We start from the raw sequence: 17,104 nt of genomic DNA, 5'->3' as shown, positions 1-17,104 counted from the left end.
CCGAGGTGCCGGCCGGTTCCGTGCGGCGCCCAGGCCGGAGGCACCTGCTTCGTGCGGCGAGCCCTGCTCAGGCCGCCTGTTTCTTGAGTGACGTGAGGTGGGCGAAGACGACGACGTTGGCCGAGTAGCCGTTCTTCTTGTCGAAGCGCCCGCCGCACGTCATGAGTCTGAGCTCCGGACGGCCGGTGGCGCCGTACACCTTCTCGTCGGGGAACTTGTCCTTCGTGTAGGTCTTCACCTCGTCGACGGTGAAGACCGCGATCCGCCGGTCGGCCCGGGTGACCTTCACGGTGTCACCCCGGCGCAGGACGTTGAGATTGAGGAAGATCGCCGGTCCCGTCGCGGTGTCCCGGTGGCCGACGAGCAGGGAGGTACCCGCCTCCCCGGGGGAAGGGCCCTTGCTGTACCAGCCCACCAGCTTGGGCTTGTTCAGCGGCGGTGCGCCGAGCCGGCCCTTCTTGTCCAGGCTGAGGCCCGTGACCGGTGCCTCGATGTAGATCGCCGGGACGGCCACCTTCACCGGGCGGGAGTGCACCAGCGGTGCGTGCGAGGCGGGCACCTTCTTCGGCGGCGTGTGAGGTGCCCGCTCGAAGGGCGGTGCCCCGCCGCCCGCGGCATCGCTGCCGCGGGCGGCGGTGACCGACGAGGCGTCCTCGGGCGAGTCCGAACTCGCCCACACGATGCCGGTCACCAGCGAGAAGGTCACGCACAGGGTCATCGTGAGCCGGCATGCACGGCTCGGACCCCGCCGTCGACGTCGGCCGCGCGTGTCATGCCTCGTTGCGGGCACGACGGCGTGCGGATCGACGGACCATGATCAGCCCCGCGATGCCCGCGGCACCGGCGACCAGGGCGGCCGAGGCACCGACGTTCGACTCGCTCTCCGAGCTGACGCCCTCCATGTCGGGGACACCGCCGCCACCCGCGGGGACCGCACCGGACGGCTTGTCGTAGATCTCGCCGGCGGCCTTGTCGCTCTTGTTCGCCGCGGCACCGGACTCGGACGAACCCCGGCCCTCGCCCTCCCCGCGGCTGCCGCCCTGGCCGCCCTCCCGCTCGGGCCGGGAGCAGTCGACCTCGAAGCTCTTCTGCTTCAGGGGGCCGGCGGTCCAGGACAGCGTGTACGTGCCCTCCGGGAGCAGGTACTCCTGGCTGCGGGCCTTGCCGTCCACGAGCGGAAGGGTGTTGGTCAGCGTGTTGCCCGGCGGGCGCTCGGTGATCGTCCACACCAGCTGGGGGAGCTCGCCGAAGTTGTTGGCCACGAGGACGAACTGGCAGACCTCCACGCCGTTGCGGTCGCCTCGGGAGTGCCAGCTGACCGAGCGGATGTCGATGTCGCCGCTCTCGCCGAGGGCGAACGCTGCGGGGGCACCGGCGGACAGGGCGGCGCCGGTCATGGCGACTGCGGCAGCCACCTTGGTGCCCGCGCGGACGCTGCGGGACCGGACGGAAGAGGAGATGCGCATGCTGGGCTCCTTCAAGCCGAGATGATTGTCGTACTGATCACCTGATCGCCTAAGGGATGACATGGATCACCGGAAAACTGTGTCGGGACACCGTAAAAGTGCAGAAAAATACCCTGACTAGCCCATACCGATACGCGATGTCCCAGGTGAAGCCGCCCGGAAGCGGGACGATGCGCGGGGCAGGCGCGTGGCGCGCCGTCACGGCACGCGAAACCGTTCGGATCGGGCCGTCAGCCGGCTCGTCGGCGCCGGCGCCGCACGGCCACCAGCCCCACCGCCGCAACCACGCCCACGGCGACGGCCGCCCACACCGCGGGCCGCAGGACGGACCGGTAGGCCGGCGCGGGTGAGGCCTCCAGCGGGACGGCCGCCGTGTCGTTGCCGGGAGTGCGGTCGTAGGGGCTGAACGTCCGGATGGAGCCCCGGGCCCCCGCGACCTGCCGGTCGATGCGGACGTGGAACACGATGGTGGTCGTCCCGTCGTCCTCCCGGGCCCAGGCGAAGGCGTCGTCGTCGAGGTCGCAGACGAAGGCCCCGCCGGGCTTCTCCGGCCGCTCGCACCCCCACCTCGGGTTCAGGTCCTCGAAGTCGTACGGCACGGACGTGACCGTGGTGCCCTCCGGCGGGACCACCTCGAAGCGCCCCTTCGCCTCGTCGTTCGTCAGCTCGCCCGGGCCCAGGTCCCGTACACCGAGCCGCACCTCCACCGTGTCACCGACTCGCCCCCGGACCGTTCCGGTGACCGGCCGGTAGTCGGCCTGCACCGTGGTGTCCACCTCGACGTGACCACTGACGCCGTCGAAGTCTCCGTCCTTCGTGCCGGTCAGCGTGATCGGGGCGCCCGTGCCGCGTACGGTGTGGCCGGCAGGCTTCTCCGGGTCCGATGACCAGCTGTAGGACAGGGTGCCGTGCAGCGCCTTCTCGGCGGCGACGTAGGAGAGCGGCGCGCTGGTGCGGTACGTGGCCCGCGGCGCGGCCCCGGCGGGGAACAGGCACCACGCCGACGTGGGCGGGGCTCCCGCGTAGGAGCAGTTGCTGTGCCGGGTCCTGAGGGTGAGGCCGCCGCCGGTCTCGACGCGCAGGGAGACGCCCCGGTCCGCCCGGAAGCGCGTATGGTTCGCGAACTCCGGTGTCAGCGGGGCGGGTTCACCCGGCGTGACCCCGTCGACCTTCAGCTTCTTCCCCGGTGTGCCGAGTGTCGGCCCGCCGACGACCATGCGGGTGGTGCCGGTGACCGGTGCGGCGTTGTCCGCACTCGCCGTGTAGGTGACCGTGCCGCTGTCGCCCGGCCTCACGCCGTCCAGCCCGAGGATGTCGAAAGGCGCGTTGCTCTCGCCGTCGTTCTGCAGGGTGCCGTACACACAGGTGTACACCCAGCCGCTGCCGGTGCAGTTACCGTGACCGCCCTTGGTCACGCGGGCGATGCCCTCGATGCCGGAGGCGTCGACCACGACCTCGATGTTGCGGGCGGGCTCGCTGTTGCCGGGGACTATGTGGACGGGCACCTCGAAGCGCCGGTCGGTCGCCTTCGCGCCCTCGTCCGCGTTGTAGACGACCACGGTGCGCGGCACGTCCTCCAGGCTCAGCGCGACGGCGTCCGACGCTGTCGCCGAGGCCGGTGCGAAGGCCGTCGCGAGAAGCGCGGCGAGAGCCGCGCGTCCGGTGATCCGAGCCCGTATCCGTGGAGCCATGCGGAGCACTATGCCACCGGGGGCCGGCCATCCGCTCGTGCGGACGGCCGGCCCCCGGCTCCGTAACTCCCCTCAGGCGTTCAGGAGATCAGCTCGATCTCCGCCAGCGTCGCAGCGGCTGTGCTGACCAGCCGGTACTTCGCGTACGCCTTCGGCGCCTGCACCGAGAACACCCGGGTCTGCTTGTCCCAGGCGAACGTCTGGCCGGACCGCTTGTCGAGGTCCTTCCACGAGGTGCCGTCCGACGAGCCCTGCAGCACCCAGCCCGTCGGGGCCTTCGCCGCCGTCGCCGAGGTCAGCGTGTACTGGACGGCCTTCGTGCCCGCGGCGGCCGGCAGCTCCACCGACTCGACCTGCGCCGAGGTCGCGGAGGTGTTGTCGAACAGCGCGCCGTCGCCCTTGAGCACGTCGCCCTTCGGCGCGGGCACCTTGTCGTCCTTGGCGATGGACACCGGGGCCGCGTCCTTGCCCGTGCCCCACGACGAGGGCTCGGCGCCCATGTCGAACTCCAGCACGCCGCCCTTGGCCAGCAGGTCGTGCGGCAGCGAGGTGGAGTTCCACTTCTTGCCGTTGACCTTCAGGCCCTGGACGTAGATGTTCCTGGAGCTGTTCTTCGGGGCCTTGACGACCAGGTCGCGGCCGTTCTCCAGGTGCACGGTCGTCTTCGTGAAGAGCGGCGAGCCGATCGCGTACTCACCACTGCCCATGACCAGCGGGTAGAAGCCGAGCGAGGAGAAGAGGTACCAGGCCGACTGCTCGCCGTTGTCCTCGTCGCCGTGGTAGCCCTGGCCGATCTCGCTGCCGGTGTACAGCCGGCCGAGGACCTCGCGGACCTTCTCCTGGGTCTTCCAGGGCTGCGAGGCCGCGTCGTACATGTACGTGGCGTGGTGGGCGACCTGGTTGCTGTGGCCGTACTGGCCCATCCGCACGTCGCGCGCCTCGGTCATCTCGTGGATCACGCCGCCGTAGGAACCGACGAACTCGGGCCCGGCGGTCTCCGGGGTGGAGAAGTACGTGTCCAGCTTCTTCGCCAGGCCGTCACGCCCGCCGTAGAGGTTGGCCAGGCCGCGGCTGTCCTGCGGGGCGGTGAAGGCGTAACCCCAGCCGTTGGTCTCCGTGTAGTCGTAGCCCCAGACGCGGGGGTCGTACTGGTCGGAGGGCAGACGCCAGTCGCCGTTCGCCTTCTTGCCCTGGAAGAAGCCCGCCTTCTCGTCGAAGAGCTTGACGTAGTTCTGCGCACGGTTGAGGAAGTACTCCGACTCCTCCTTGTAGCGCTGCTTCTTCGTCTTCTCGTAGAGGGCCTGGCCCATCTGCGCGATGCCGTAGTCGTTGAGGTAGCCCTCCAGCGACCAGGACAGGCCCTCGTGCGTCGAGGTGTTGGCGTACCCGGTGAACACCGAGGTGTCCATGCCCTTGCGGCCGACACCCGAGGACGGCGGGGTCACCGTGGCGTTCTTGACCGCCGCGTCGTACGCCGCCTCCGCGTCGAAGTCGACACCCTTGACGTACGCGTCCGCGAAGGCCACGTCGGAGCTGGTGCCGGTCATCAGGTCGGAGTATCCCGGGGAGGACCAGCGGGAGATCCAGCCGCCGTCCTTGTACTGCTGGACGAAACCGTCGACCATCTTCCCGGCCTGCTTCGGGGAGAAGAAGGAGTACGCCGGCCAGGTCGTGCGGTAGGTGTCCCAGAAACCGTTGTTGACGTAGACCTCACCCTTGACGATCTTCGCGCCGGTGTGGGTCGGGGTGTCCGTGCCCGTCCGCGGCGAGAACGGACTCGCGTAGGTGCTCTTGCCGTCGACCTGCTCGAAGCCCGAGTTCGGGTAGAGGTAGAGACGGTAGAGGCTGGAGTAGAGCGTGGTCAGCTGGTCGGCGTTCGCACCCTCGACCTCGATCTTGCCGAGGATCTTGTCCCAGGCCTTCTGCGCGTTCTTCCTGACCTTGTCGAACGAGGTCTTCGCCGGCAGCTCCATGGCGAGGTTCTTCTTCGCCTGGTCGACGCTGATCAGCGAAGTGGCCAGACGCAGACCGACCTTGCGGTCCTTGCCGGCGTCGAAGCGGAAGAACCCGGTGACGTCGTCCCCGCCGCCGCCCTTCAGCTTGCCGCTGTCCGTGACCGGCGCGTCGAAGGTTCCGTATACGAAGAGGCGGGTCGCCCCGGTGGAGCCGCCGCTCTTCACGTCGGAGTAGCCGGTGAAGCTGCCGGTCTTCGCGTCGAGGGTGAGCCCGCCGTCGTTGGAGACGTTGTCGAAGACCAGGCTCGCGTCGTCACCGGGGAAGGTGAACTGCATCCGCGCCGCGTGGTCGGTGGGCGTCATCTCGGCCTTGAGACCGTTCTCGAACGTCACCCCGTAGTAGTGCGGGGTAGCGGTCTCGTTCTCGTGCCGGAAGGGCAGCGCGCGGGCCGTGCGGGAGGCGTCGGGCGTGCCCGAGGCCGCCGACGGCATCACCTGGAACGTCTGGCGGTCGCCCATCCAGGGGCTCGGCTCATGGCTGGCGGCGAACGCCTGGAGCGTGGGCAGGTTGTCGTCGTTGTTGCCGCGCGCGTAGTCGTAGATCCAGCTCGTGGAGCCGGCGTTGGTGACCGGTGTCCAGAAGTTGAAGCCGTGCGGGACCGCGGTCGCGGGGAAGTTGTTGCCGCGCGAGAAGCCGCCGCTGGAGTTCGTGCCGCGCACCGTGGACGCGTAGTCCGAGAGGTGCGCCTTGCGCTTCTCCGGGGCCTTCGGCGCGATCGAGATGTCGTCGATCCAGCCCTGGAACTTCGACGGGCCCTTGGGGGCGTCGTAGGCCACCAGGATCCGGTCGACGGTCTTGCCCGCGGCCACCGTGCCGATGCGCGAGGCCACCTTGTTCCACTGGTTCACGTACAGCCGCTTGGCGTCCGCCTGGCCCTGCGGGGTGAGCAGCCCGCCGTGGCTGTCGGTCGCCTTCAGCTCGCTCAGGTAGGTGCCGTCGGTGAACGCCAGGTCCACCGCCACGTGCGTCGCGGGGTAGCTGAGGTCCGTCTCGCCCATCTGCGGGTAGACCAGGTAGGACAGCTGCGTGTCCTTCGTGACCGCCGTGTCGACGTCGAAGACCTTGTTGTACGAGTAGGCGCGGCCGTCCGGCTTGTGCGTACCCGCGTAGCGCAGGGCCTTCCTCCCGGTGAACCCGGCACCCTGCTTGGCGGTGGGGGAGCCGGAGGGCCCGCGGTCGGCCTGGGTGCGCATGTCGTCGGGGGCGGGGGTGGAGGTGTCCCCGTTCGAGAACTGGACGTCGGCGAGCTGGAGTGCGTCGGACGCGCCGTTGTTCTTCGTGATCTCCAGCCGGAAGTGCTGGTAGGCGGTGTCCGTGCTGAAGTCGTACGACGTGGTCTGGAAGCGCTTGGAGAACGTCTGGCCGGTCCGGGTGTCCAGATCCGTCCAGGTCCTGCCGTCGGTGGAACCCTTCAGGGTCCAGTCCTTGGGGTCGCGCTCGTCGTGGTCGTTGGCCGAGGTGAGGGCGTAGGTCACGACCTTGGTGGGCGCGGCGAGGTCGAACTCGACCCAGCCCGTGGGGGCGAAGGCCAGCCACTTGGTGCCGGACTCCCCGTCGGTCAGGTTCTCCTTGACCTCACCACCGGAGCTGTTCTCGCCGCTGGCGCGCAGATCCGTGACCTGATCGGTGACATTGCCCGGTATTCCGGCGGAGAAGCCACCGTCGACACCCGACGCCCTCTTCTTGCCGTCAGTGCCTTCTTCGACGGTGTTGCGCCAGTCCGGCTGCTTTTCGTCCGCTTCGAACGAGGAGCTGAACGACGTCTCGCCGGAGGGCTTCTTCGCGGCGCCGGACGGCTGGGCGAGGGCGGCGGTGGGGGCTGCCAGGGTCATGACGAGCGCGGCGGCGAGGACCGCGGCGGACTGACTGTGTCTCTGGCGCGAGCCGTGCTGAGGACCACGTAGGGGCTGCATACGGAGCCGTTCCTCCTGGGGGCATGCATTGGACAACGTTGTCATTACAGGATGCGGGTTCCAGTAGGGAGCCAAGTGACCACGTGTGTCAAGGGTGTTGCGTGGGGTCGACGCCGGTGATTCGACCGTATTGCGGAAAACGCCGTTTCCGTGCTCGGACGCGCGGTGCCGAGGTGTCCGTGAGGTCTCAACTCGGGAAAGACTGCCGCTCAACCATGCATTCGATCTTGCTCAGTTGGCGGCAAGTGGACTATACCTGTCGGCGTCTGCACAGCCGCTTCACAACGGCGCGGGCGCGGGGGAGGGTGGAACAGCTGTGGGCGCGAGAGGTGGCCCACTGTGCGTTCCCCCGGGACTCCTCCACTGCATCTGGTAATCCGGCAATCTGCACGACCCAAGCGCAACTGACCGCGGTGGCGGGGCCCTTCGCCTAGGCGAATTCCTTACGGGTGACCGGTACACCGCCTGAGTCCTGGAGAAGGCGAGGACTTGAGCATGGGATCCACCTCAGGCCGTACGAATGAGGGCCTCGGCCGTCGCGATTTGATCAAGCGTTCTGCCGCACTCGGCCTGATCGCCGTTCCGACGATGAGCTTCCTTTCGGCGTGCGCGAGCAGCGACAGCGGAAGCGACGAGAAGGTCGAAAAGGGCACCAAGAGCGCGAAGAACCCGCTCGGTGTCAATGAGACCGCCGCCCTCGAAGTCGTCATCTTCAACGGTGGCTTCGGCGAGCAGTACGCCATCGACGCGGAGAAGAAGTACAACGCGGCCTTCCCCAAGGCTCCGAAGGTCAAGCACTCCGCGACCGAGAAGATCCAGTCGATCCTGCAGCCCCGCTTCAACGGAGGCACCCCGCCGGACCTGATCGACAACTCCGGTGCCGAGCAGATGGACATGGGTGTCCTGGTCGGCAAGAAGCAGCTCGCCGACCTGACGCCGCTGATGGACGCCCCGTCCTACGACGACCCCTCCAAGAAAGTCCGCGACACGCTGCGTCCGGGTGTCCTGGAAATGGGACAGTTCGACGGCGACCCGGTCTGGATCATGTACTACGCGTACACGGTCTACGGCGTCTGGTACTCCCAGACCAACCTGGAGAAGCTCGACGCGGCGTACCCGGAGACCTGGGACGAGATGCTCGCGCTGTGCGAGAAGGCGAAGAAGAAGGGGATCGCCGGCTGGACGTACCCCGGCAAGTACCCGTACTACCTGCCGTTCTCGCTCTACCCCTTCATCGGCAAGATCGGTGGCCGCGAGGTCCTCGACAAGATCGACAACCTGGAGCCGAACGCCTGGAAGGACCCGGCCGTCAAGGCCGCGTTCGAGGCGTACTACGAGCTCTTCCAGAAGGGCTACATCCTCAAGGGCACGCCCGGCCTGACCCACATCCAGTCGCAGACGGAGTGGACCAAGGGCAAGGCGCTCTTCATCCCGAACGGTTCGTGGGTGGAGAACGAGGCCGCGCCGACCACGCCGGAGGACTTCAAGATGATGGTCGGGGCACCGTCCAGCCTGGACGCCTCCGACAAGCTTCCCTACGGCACGATCTGGGCCTCCGGTGGTGAGCCGTTCGTCGTCCCCGCGAAGGCGAAGAACCCCGAGGGCGGCATGGAGCAGCTGCGCATCATGCTCAGCGAGGAGTCCTCGAAGAACTTCACCAAGTCCGTGAAGTCCCTCAGCGCCTTCAACGGCGGTACCGACGGCCTCACCCTGTCGACCGCCATGCAGTCCGGCGTCGACGTCCTGAAGCAGGCCGGCGACAACGTCGTGAACCCGCGCCTGCAGGACTGGTACGTCAAGCTCCAGAAGGAGCAGATCGGTATCGCCGGCATCGGCGAGATGATGGCCGGCCGCGCGACCCCGGCGGAGACCATCAAGAAGATCCAGGCCTTCGCCGACGCCGCGGCCAAGGATCAGTCCATCAAGCACTACAAGCACCAGTGAGCAACCGTCACCAGCGGCGGCACCCGCTCGGAAATCGGGGTCGGTAAACGATGCAGCACGGCAAGTACCGGTTCATCGCGGGATTCCTCGTGGTCCCGCTGGCGTTGTACGCCATCTTCGTCATCTGGCCCTTCGCCCAGTCCATCTACTACTCGTTCACGGACTGGACCGGACTGAGTCCCGACTTCCAGATGGTCGGCTTCGACAACTACAGCCGGATGCTCGACGACGACATCTTCTGGAAGTCCCTGCAGCACAGTGTGCTGCTCGCCCTGCTGCTGCCGCTGGTGACGCTGGGCCTCGCACTCTTCTTCGCCTTCATGCTCAATGTCGGCGGGCGTCGGCGGAAGAACGCCGCGATATCGGGAGTGCGAGGCTCCTCCTTCTACAAGGTGGCCTATTTCTTCCCCCAGGTGCTGTCGATCGTGATCGTGGCCCTGTTGTTCCAGTTCGCGTTCAACCCGTCGTCCGGAATGCTCAACGAGACGCTCAAGGCGGTCGGTCTCAAGAGCCTCCAGCCCGACTGGCTCGGCGATCCCGATCTGGCGTTGTACTGCGTGATGGTCGTGCTCATCTGGTCGACGGTGGGATTCTTCGTCGTCCTCTTCTCCGCCGGAATGGCGTCCATCCCGAAGGACTTCTACGAGGCCGCGCTGCTCGACGGAGCCGACCGCATCACGACGTTCTTCAAGATCACGCTCCCGCTGCTCTGGGACACCGTGCAGTCGGGCTGGGTCTACATGGGCATCCTGGCGCTCGGCGTGGAGGCCTTCACCGCCGTGCAGGTCATGACGGTGGGCCCCGGTGGTCCCGACTACTCCACCACCGTCCTGCCGCTGTACGTCTACCAGACGGCCTTCCGGGACGCCCAGGCCGGCTACGCCACCACGATCGGCGTCGGGCTGCTGATCGTCACCATGCTCTTCGCGGGCATCGTGATGAAGCTGGGCCGGCGCGAGCGGCTGGAGTTCTGATGCCGGCTTCCCCGAGGTTCCGCGACCGGACGGCCGGATGCGCGCAGATCAGTTCGGTCCCGGTGGCCGGCTCGACAGTTGTACGAGGTGAGCACACGTGAAGGTCACTGAGACTCCGCCCGCCGTCCCGGCCCCGCGCTCGCCGGTGACCAAGACGGACGCCCCGGCCGTCGGGGCGGCGAGGAGCAGCGAGGGCAAGGTCCTCAACGTCTTCTCGCACGGCGTGCTGATCATCTGGGCCGTGCTCGTCGTCATGCCGCTGCTCTGGGCGGTGATGGCGTCGTTCAAGAGCGACGACTCCATCCTGTCGACCCCCTGGGCGCTGCCGGACAGGCTGCACTTCGAGAACTGGTCACGGGCCTGGAACCAGGCCCACATGAGTGACTACTTCCTGAACACCATCCTGGTGGTGGGCGGTTCACTCATCGGCACACTGCTGCTGGGCTCGATGGCGGCGTACGTCCTGGCACGGTTCGACTTTCCCGGGAACCGCTTCATCTACTTCCTCTTCATCGGAGGGATGAGCTTCCCGATCATCCTGGCGCTGGTCCCGCTGTTCTTCGTCATGAACAACATGGGCCTGCTGAACTCGGTGCACGGACTGATCCTGGTCTACATCGCCTACTCGCTCCCGTTCACCGTCTTCTTCCTCACCTCGTTCTTCCGGACGCTGCCGACCTCGATCGCGGAAGCGGCCATGCTCGACGGCGCCTCGCACACCCGGACGTTCTTCCAGGTGATGCTGCCGATGGCCAAGCCGGGCCTGATCAGCGTCGGCATCTTCAACTTCCTCGGGCAGTGGAACCAGTACATGCTGCCGACGGTGCTGAACACGGACCCGGACGGCAAGGTGCTCTCCCAGGGTCTCGTGGAACTGGCCACCAGCCAGGGTTACAAGGGGGACTGGTCGGGCCTCTTCGCAGGCCTGGTCATGGCGATGCTGCCGGTTCTCGCCGCGTACGTCGTCTTCCAGCGCCAGGTTGTCGCGGGGCTGACGGCGGGGGCGCTGAAGTAGGAAGGCCCCGCCCGCTCCCCCTCGTCACCGTGTGCCGCACGCAGGCACACGGTGACGAGGCACGCCGGGACGCCACGACGACCGGGCCGGGAGGCCGCTCCGGAGGATCACGGAAGGCCGGAGTGCGGTTCCAGCCGCGGATCCTCGCCGCGGCCTTCGGCGGCGCGCGGCGGGAGCGGCCGGCACCTGCGAGCCGAGGGCGGCGGCAGCCACGAACGCCGCACCCCTGAGCGCGGTGCGGCAGGCATGTTCGCGGTTACTTCTCCGTCGCCACGGCCCAGTTCTTCGGGCGGGCGGTGCACGTCAGTGCGGCGGCGGCCACGCCGGAGAGCATTGCCGCGGGGTTCACATATCCGGGTACGGCGGCGTCGTACGTCTCGCCGCCGGTGGTGACGCACCTGAACTCCACAGGGAGGAAGGCGTATTCGTATCCCTCGACGGACCGGGCCCGCTCGGCTCCCAGCCGCTGCTCACAGGCCTGGGTCCGGCGGCTCTCGTCCAGGACCGCGAAATGCAGCAGTCCCCACGTGTAGAAGCCGAACGCGCAGGCCCACGCGGCTGCCGCGGCGGCCCGGACGCGGATGTGCGCGTCTCGTCTCCCGAGCAGCAGCCGCAGTCCGCGGACGGTCATCCAGAGCGTGAGACCGATGCCCAGCGGCGTCAGCAGGAACACGAGGCCGAGGTGGAGGTCGTCGGAGGAGTCTGTCACCAGCATGCGACGAGCCCTGTCAGTTGTGCCGGGAGATGGGGTCGTACTTCTGAGTGATCCGGTGGAGCGCCATCCGTATCCCGCCCCCGCTCGTACGTCACCGCACGCCGATGCTCTTCCGAGGCTCCGGCGTGCCCGGTCAACCTAGTTGTCAAGAAGGCCCCATGGAGAAGTGAGAGCGCTGGATCGCCTCGACCATGTCTCGAAAGAATCGATTGACGTGAGGGGGCGCAGCTGGGCTGTCCTCCGTGGCGCCGCCGTCGTGGTCCGCGTGTGTGGGGCCCCCACTTGCAGGGGCGCGGGGAATGGCTGATTCCCGACCCTTGAGGGCTCGGCGGTCGGCCGTGGTGGGGCTCCGCCCCCAGGCGCGGGGGTCTTCGTTCGAGAGTTTCAGGCGGAGGTCAGGGCTTCGGCCGAGTTCCGGCCGGGAAGCGGAGTGTCGCGCTCAATAGAGGCTCCGACTGCTCAAGGTCTTGACGGGGGGCACCCCAAAACGCTCAGCTTAGGGTTCACATGTTAGAGAAAACGGCAGGAGTGAGTGAGTCGATGGAGACTCCGGGGTCGCAGACGTCTCTGCATCGGGCCAACCTTGAGCGGGTCGTACGTGCCGTAAGGATGGCGGGGTCGCTGACCCAGGCCGAGATCGCCAGAAGCACGGGCCTCTCCGCAGCCACCGTCTCCAACATCGTGCGTGAACTCAAGGACGGCGGCACGGTCGAGGTGACCCCCACCTCGGCCGGCGGGCGCAGAGCCAGGAGCGTCTCCCTGAGCGGGGACGCGGGCATTGTCATAGGGGTCGATTTCGGTCACACGCACCTTCGGGTGGCCATCGGGAACCTGGCCCACCAGGTGCTGGCCGAGGAATCCGAGCCGCTCGACGTGGACGCCTCGTCGGCCGAGGGCTTCGGGCGGGCGGAACAGCTGGTCAACCGTTTGATCGAGACCACCGGGATCAGCCCCGGGAAGGTCATCGGTGTCGGCCTCGGCGTACCGGGCCCCATCGACGTCGAGTCGGGCACGCTGGGCTCCACCTCGATCCTGCCGGGCTGGACGGGCATCAACCCCAGCCAGGAGCTCGCCGGGCGCCTCGGGGTGCCGGTGTACGTGGACAACGATGCCAACCTCGGGGCGCTCGGCGAGCTCGTCTGGGGCAGCGGGAGGGGCGTCAAGGATCTCGCGTACATCAAGGTCGCCAGCGGTGTCGGCGCCGGTCTGGTGATCGACGGGCACATCTACCGGGGCCCCGGTGGCACGGCCGGCGAGATCGGTCACATCACCCTCGACGAATCGGGCCCGGTCTGCCGCTGCGGGAACCGCGGCTGCCTGGAGACCTTCACCGCCGCCCGGTACGTCCTGCCGCTGCTGAAGCCCAGCCACGGGTCCGACCTCACCATGGAGCGGATGGTCCAGCTGGCCCGGGAGGGCGATCCGGGCTGCCGCAGGGTCATCGGGGACGTCGGCCGGCACATCGGCAGCGGTGTGGCGAACCTGTGCAACCTGCTGAACCCGAGCCGGGTCGTGCTCGGCGGATCCCTCGCGGAGGCGGGGGAGTTGGTGCTGGCGCCCATCCGTGACTCGGTCTCGCGCTACGCCATCCCCAGTGCCGCGCGGCAGCTCTCCGTGCTTCCGGGCGCCCTCGGCGGGCGGGCCGAGGTGCTGGGGGCGCTGGCCCTCGTGCTCAGCGAGATGGGGGATTCGACCCTTTTGGAGGGCACCCTTCCCGCGGCGACTCCTGCCTTCACTTAGATAACGAATGGCACCGTTGTCATCTCGTTAAGAATTTACTCCTTGACGCCGCCCCTGCGGCCGAGTTGACTTCCAGCCACCTCGGCCGCAACGTCGCGGCCTCGTCAGGGAGGTTCGAAATGAACACGCGTATGCGTCGTGCCGCCGTTGCCGTTGCCGCCACCACCATGGCCGTCTCGCTCGCAGCCTGCGGAAGCGCCAAGGAGTCGGGCGACAAGACCGCCGACACCGACTCGGCGAAGAAGGGCGACAACCTCAAGATCGGCCTGCTTCTCCCCGAGAACGTCACGGCCCGTTACGAGAAGTTCGACAAGCCGATCATCGAGAAGAAGGTCGGCGAGCTCACCGGCGGCAAGGCGGAGGTCACCTACGCCAACGCCAAGCAGGACGCCACGCTGCAGGCGCAGCAGGTCGACACCATGATCACGAACAAGGTCGACGCCCTCATCATCGACGCCGTCGACGCCAAGGCCATCGAGAACAGCGTGAAGAAGGCCAAGGACGAGGGCATCCCCGTCGTCGCCTTCGACCGCCTCGCCGAGGGTCCGATCGACGCCTACACCTCCTTCGACAACGAAGAGGTCGGCCGCGTGCAGGGCAAGGCCCTGCTGGAGGCCCTGGGCGACGCCGCCAAGCCCACCGTCGTGATGATGAACGGCTCGATCACCGACCCGAACGCCGCGCTCTTCAAGAAGGGCGCCAAGTCGGTCCTCGACGGCAAGGTGACCTACGGCAAGGAGTACGACACCAAGGAGTGGAAGCCGGAGAACGCCAACTCCAACATGGAGGGCGCGATCACCGCTCTGGGCAAGGACAAGATCGCCGGCGTGTACTCCGCCAACGACGGCATGGCCGGCGGCATCATCCAGGCCCTCAAGTCCGCCGGGCTCTCCAAGCTCCCGCCGGTCACCGGCCAGGACGCCGAACTCGCGGGTGTGCAGCGCATCGTCACCGGTGAGCAGTTCATGAGCGTCTACAAGCCCTACCCGCAGGAGGGCATCGTCGCCGCGGAGATGGCCGTCGCGCTCGCCAAGGGCGAGAAGCTCGACTCCATCGCCACGTCCAAGGTCGACAACGCCGGCACGAAGGGCATCGCCACCGTCCTCGTCCCGGTCGTCTCGCTGACCAAGGACAACATCAAGGACACCGTCCTCAAGGACGGCATCTGGACGCTCGACGAGATCTGCACGGCCAAGTACAAGGCCGCCTGCGACGCCGCGGGCCTGAAGTAGGCCCCACCCGCCCGGCCGGCCCTCCACGGCCTGCCGGGCGGCCCCGAAGCCTGTCCGGTGCCCCGCCCACCAACTGTCCCGCTACCGGGCGGGGCGCCGGACGGAACGCTTCGGCTCTTCCACAATTCTTCTGCTCGACCACCGCGCCTTCCCCCAGGCGCGGCATCCCCGCCGGGTCAGGCGGCGAAGGAGATGGTTCACGTGTCCGCTACGCCCGTGTTGGCGTTGCGAGGGGTCTCCAAGCGATTCGGTGCCGTCCAGGCGCTCACCGACGTAGAGCTTGAGGTCCACGCCGGTGAGGTGGTCGCCCTGGTGGGTGACAACGGAGCCGGTAAATCAACGCTGGTCAAGACGATCGCCGGAGTGCATCCCATCGATGACGGTGTCATCGAGTGGGACGGCCGGGCCGTCCAGATCAACAAGCCGCACGACGCCCAGAGCCTGGGGATCGCGACCGTCTACCAGGACCTCGCGCTCTGCGACAACATCGACGTCGTCGGCAACCTCTACCTCGGACGGGAGCTCCGCAAGTTCGGAATCCTCGACGAGGTCGAGATGGAGCGGCGCTCGCGCGAGCTCCTCAGCACGCTGTCGATCCGTATCCCCAGCGTCCGCATCCCGATCGCGTCGCTCTCCGGCGGTCAGCGCCAGACGGTCGCCATCGCCCGCTCGATGCTGGGCGAGCCCAAGCTCGTCATCCTCGACGAGCCCACCGCCGCCCTCGGTGTCGAGCAGACCGCGCAGGTCCTCGACCTCGTCGAGCGGCTGCGCGAGCGAGGCCACGCGGTCATCCTCATCAGCCACAACATGGCCGATGTGAAGGCCGTCGCCGACAAGGTCGCCGTACTCCGGCTGGGCCGGAACAACGGGGTCTTCGACGTGAAGACCACCTCGCAGGAAGAGATCATCTCCGCCATCACGGGCGCCACGGAGAACGCCGTGACCCGTCGTGCGGCGCGCAACGCGGAGGCCCAGAAGTGACAACCGACAAGACGTCCACCGCAGTGGTCAACCCGGAGGCGGCCAAGGGCGCCGACACCGCGGTCGACCCCAGGCTCCTCGTGCGCGAGCAGGGCCTCGGCGGCTACCTCACCGAGTTCAAGCGCAAGATGCGCGGCGGTGACCTCGGCTCGATCCCCGTGATCATCGGCCTGATCATCATCTGCGTCGTCTTCCAGAGCCTGAACTCCGAGTTCCTCTCGGCGAAGAACGTCAGCGACATCGCCGTCACGATGGTGGCGACCGGCATGATGGCCGTCGGCATCATCTTCGTGCTGCTGCTCGGCGAGATCGACCTCTCGGTCGGCTCGGTCAGCGGTGTCTCGGGCGCGGTCGTCGCCGTGCTCAGCGTCACCCACGGCATGAACGAGTGGCTCGCCATACTCGTCGCCATCCTCAGCGGCGCGGTCATCGGAGCCATCCACGGCTTCTTCTTCGCACGGATAGGCGCCCCCGCCTTCGCCGTGACCCTCGCCGGGCTGCTGTTCTGGCTGGGCTTCATGCTCCAGCTGCTCGGTGACACCGGCACGATCAACCTGGACAGCGACGGTGTCGTCGGCAACCTGACCACGTACTACTTCTCGGACGTCGCCGCCGCCTACGGCCTCGCCGCCGTCTCGGTGATCGGCTACTTCCTCTCGGCCTTCCTGGACACCCGCCGCCGTGAGGCCGCGGGCATCCCCGCGCGGCCGCTCGTCGACATCGTGGTCCGCACCGTCGTGCTCGCGGTGTTCGCCTTCGGCGCCGCGTTCATGTTCAACCAGTACCGCGGTCTGCCGCTGGCCCTGGTCCTCTTCCTGATCGTCCTGGTCGGTACGGACTTCGTCCTGCGCCGCACCTCCTACGGCCGGAAGATCTTCGCGCTCGGCGGCAGCGTCGAGGCGTCCCGGCGCGCCGGTATCAACGTCACCGCGATCCGCGTCTCGGTCTTCTCCATCGCGGGCACCTTCGCGGCGATCGGCGGCCTCTTCTGGGCGTCCAAGATCGCGGCGGCCAACCAGGGCTCCGGGGCCGGTGACCTCCTGATGAACGTCATCGCCGCGGCCGTCATCGGCGGCACCAGCCTCTTCGGCGGCCGGGGACGCACCTGGAACGCGCTGCTCGGTGTCATGGTGATCGTCTCGATCCAGTACGGCCTCGCGCTGGAAGGCATCGCCACGCCGATCAACTACATGATCACCGGTGCTGTTCTTCTCATCACGGTCGTCATCGACTCCATCACCCGCAAGACGCAGAAGACGGCCGGCCGCGCCTGACCGTCGTACCTGCACACATGTGCCCGGCATCCCCGCGATGCCGGGCACCTGCGCGTCCGGCGCGCCCCGGCGCGGTGCGGCTGAATGCGCCGCCCGATGACCGGGTCCGCCGGCGGAACATTAGACTCATCGGATCGACTCGC

The 17,104-nt window shown here is 67.9% G+C and carries 12 protein-coding genes; 7 read left to right on the top strand and 5 right to left on the bottom strand.

Translation table 11 applies throughout. The annotated features are described in order from the left end of the window. Window positions 1–67: 67 nt before the first annotated feature. The 4 genes from P8A20_RS06840 to P8A20_RS06825 form a co-directional block, all read right to left on the bottom strand. On the bottom strand, window positions 68–718 hold the full coding sequence (locus tag P8A20_RS06840) for a class F sortase (RefSeq protein ID WP_147959937.1): 651 nt from the start codon (window positions 716–718) through the stop codon (window positions 68–70). Between the two features lie 52 nt (window positions 719–770). After that, window positions 771–1,466, bottom strand: coding sequence for a hypothetical protein (locus tag P8A20_RS06835; RefSeq protein WP_147959938.1), 696 nt, complete (start codon window positions 1,464–1,466; stop codon window positions 771–773). A 230-nt stretch (window positions 1,467–1,696) separates the two neighbouring features. After that, complete coding sequence (locus P8A20_RS06830) at window positions 1,697–3,157, bottom strand: hypothetical protein (protein ID WP_147959939.1); 1,461 nt, start codon at window positions 3,155–3,157, stop codon at window positions 1,697–1,699. Between the two features lie 80 nt (window positions 3,158–3,237). Next, window positions 3,238–7,086, bottom strand: a complete 3,849-nt coding sequence (locus P8A20_RS06825) for a GH92 family glycosyl hydrolase (RefSeq protein ID WP_306103067.1) — start codon at window positions 7,084–7,086, stop codon at window positions 3,238–3,240. Window positions 7,087–7,581: 495 nt separating this feature from the next. On the opposite strand from P8A20_RS06825, the gene ngcE reads away from it, so the two are divergent. The 3 genes from ngcE to P8A20_RS06810 all read left to right on the top strand — a co-directional run bounded on the left by ngcE (window position 7,582) and on the right by P8A20_RS06810 (window position 11,019). After that, entirely contained in the window at window positions 7,582–9,030 is a 1,449-nt protein-coding gene (gene ngcE, locus P8A20_RS06820) for an N-acetylglucosamine/diacetylchitobiose ABC transporter substrate-binding protein (protein WP_147959941.1), read from the top strand. Between the two features lie 50 nt (window positions 9,031–9,080). Next, window positions 9,081–10,004 carry a carbohydrate ABC transporter permease gene (locus P8A20_RS06815; RefSeq protein ID WP_147959942.1) on the top strand — a complete coding sequence of 308 codons (924 nt, stop codon included), beginning with the start codon at window positions 9,081–9,083 and terminating at the stop codon, window positions 10,002–10,004. A 97-nt stretch (window positions 10,005–10,101) separates the two neighbouring features. Further along, a complete protein-coding gene (locus P8A20_RS06810; RefSeq protein WP_306103066.1) occupies window positions 10,102–11,019 on the top strand; it encodes a carbohydrate ABC transporter permease in 918 nt (305 codons plus the stop codon). 256 nt (window positions 11,020–11,275) lie between these two features. Here the strand turns inward: P8A20_RS06810 and P8A20_RS06805 are convergent, their stop codons facing one another. Then, on the bottom strand, window positions 11,276–11,734 hold the full coding sequence (locus P8A20_RS06805; protein WP_147959944.1) for a hypothetical protein: 459 nt from the start codon (window positions 11,732–11,734) through the stop codon (window positions 11,276–11,278). A 540-nt stretch (window positions 11,735–12,274) separates the two neighbouring features. Here P8A20_RS06805 and P8A20_RS06800 point away from each other — a divergent pair. The 4 genes from P8A20_RS06800 (at window position 12,275) to P8A20_RS06785 (ending at window position 16,961) form a co-directional block, all read left to right on the top strand. Beyond that, complete coding sequence (locus P8A20_RS06800; protein WP_306103065.1) at window positions 12,275–13,474, top strand: ROK family transcriptional regulator; 1,200 nt, start codon at window positions 12,275–12,277, stop codon at window positions 13,472–13,474. A 119-nt stretch (window positions 13,475–13,593) separates the two neighbouring features. Then, entirely contained in the window at window positions 13,594–14,706 is a 1,113-nt protein-coding gene (locus P8A20_RS06795) for a sugar ABC transporter substrate-binding protein (RefSeq protein WP_147959946.1), read from the top strand. A gap of 192 nt (window positions 14,707–14,898) precedes the next feature. Further along, window positions 14,899–15,687, top strand: a complete 789-nt coding sequence (locus P8A20_RS06790) for an ATP-binding cassette domain-containing protein (protein ID WP_147959947.1) — start codon at window positions 14,899–14,901, stop codon at window positions 15,685–15,687. Beyond that, window positions 15,684–16,961 (top strand): sugar ABC transporter permease, encoded by a 1,278-nt coding sequence (locus P8A20_RS06785; protein ID WP_147959948.1) that lies wholly within the window; start codon window positions 15,684–15,686, stop codon window positions 16,959–16,961. The genes P8A20_RS06790 and P8A20_RS06785 overlap by 4 nt, the downstream gene beginning before the upstream one ends. Window positions 16,962–17,104 lie beyond the last annotated feature (143 nt).

Origin of the sequence: Streptomyces sp. Alt3, assembly GCF_030719215.1 — a bacterium.
Taxonomy (GTDB): domain Bacteria; phylum Actinomycetota; class Actinomycetes; order Streptomycetales; family Streptomycetaceae; genus Streptomyces; species Streptomyces glycanivorans.
The sequence above is the reverse complement of the archived record's forward strand: the minus strand, read 5'-3'. Positions and strand labels throughout refer to the sequence as shown.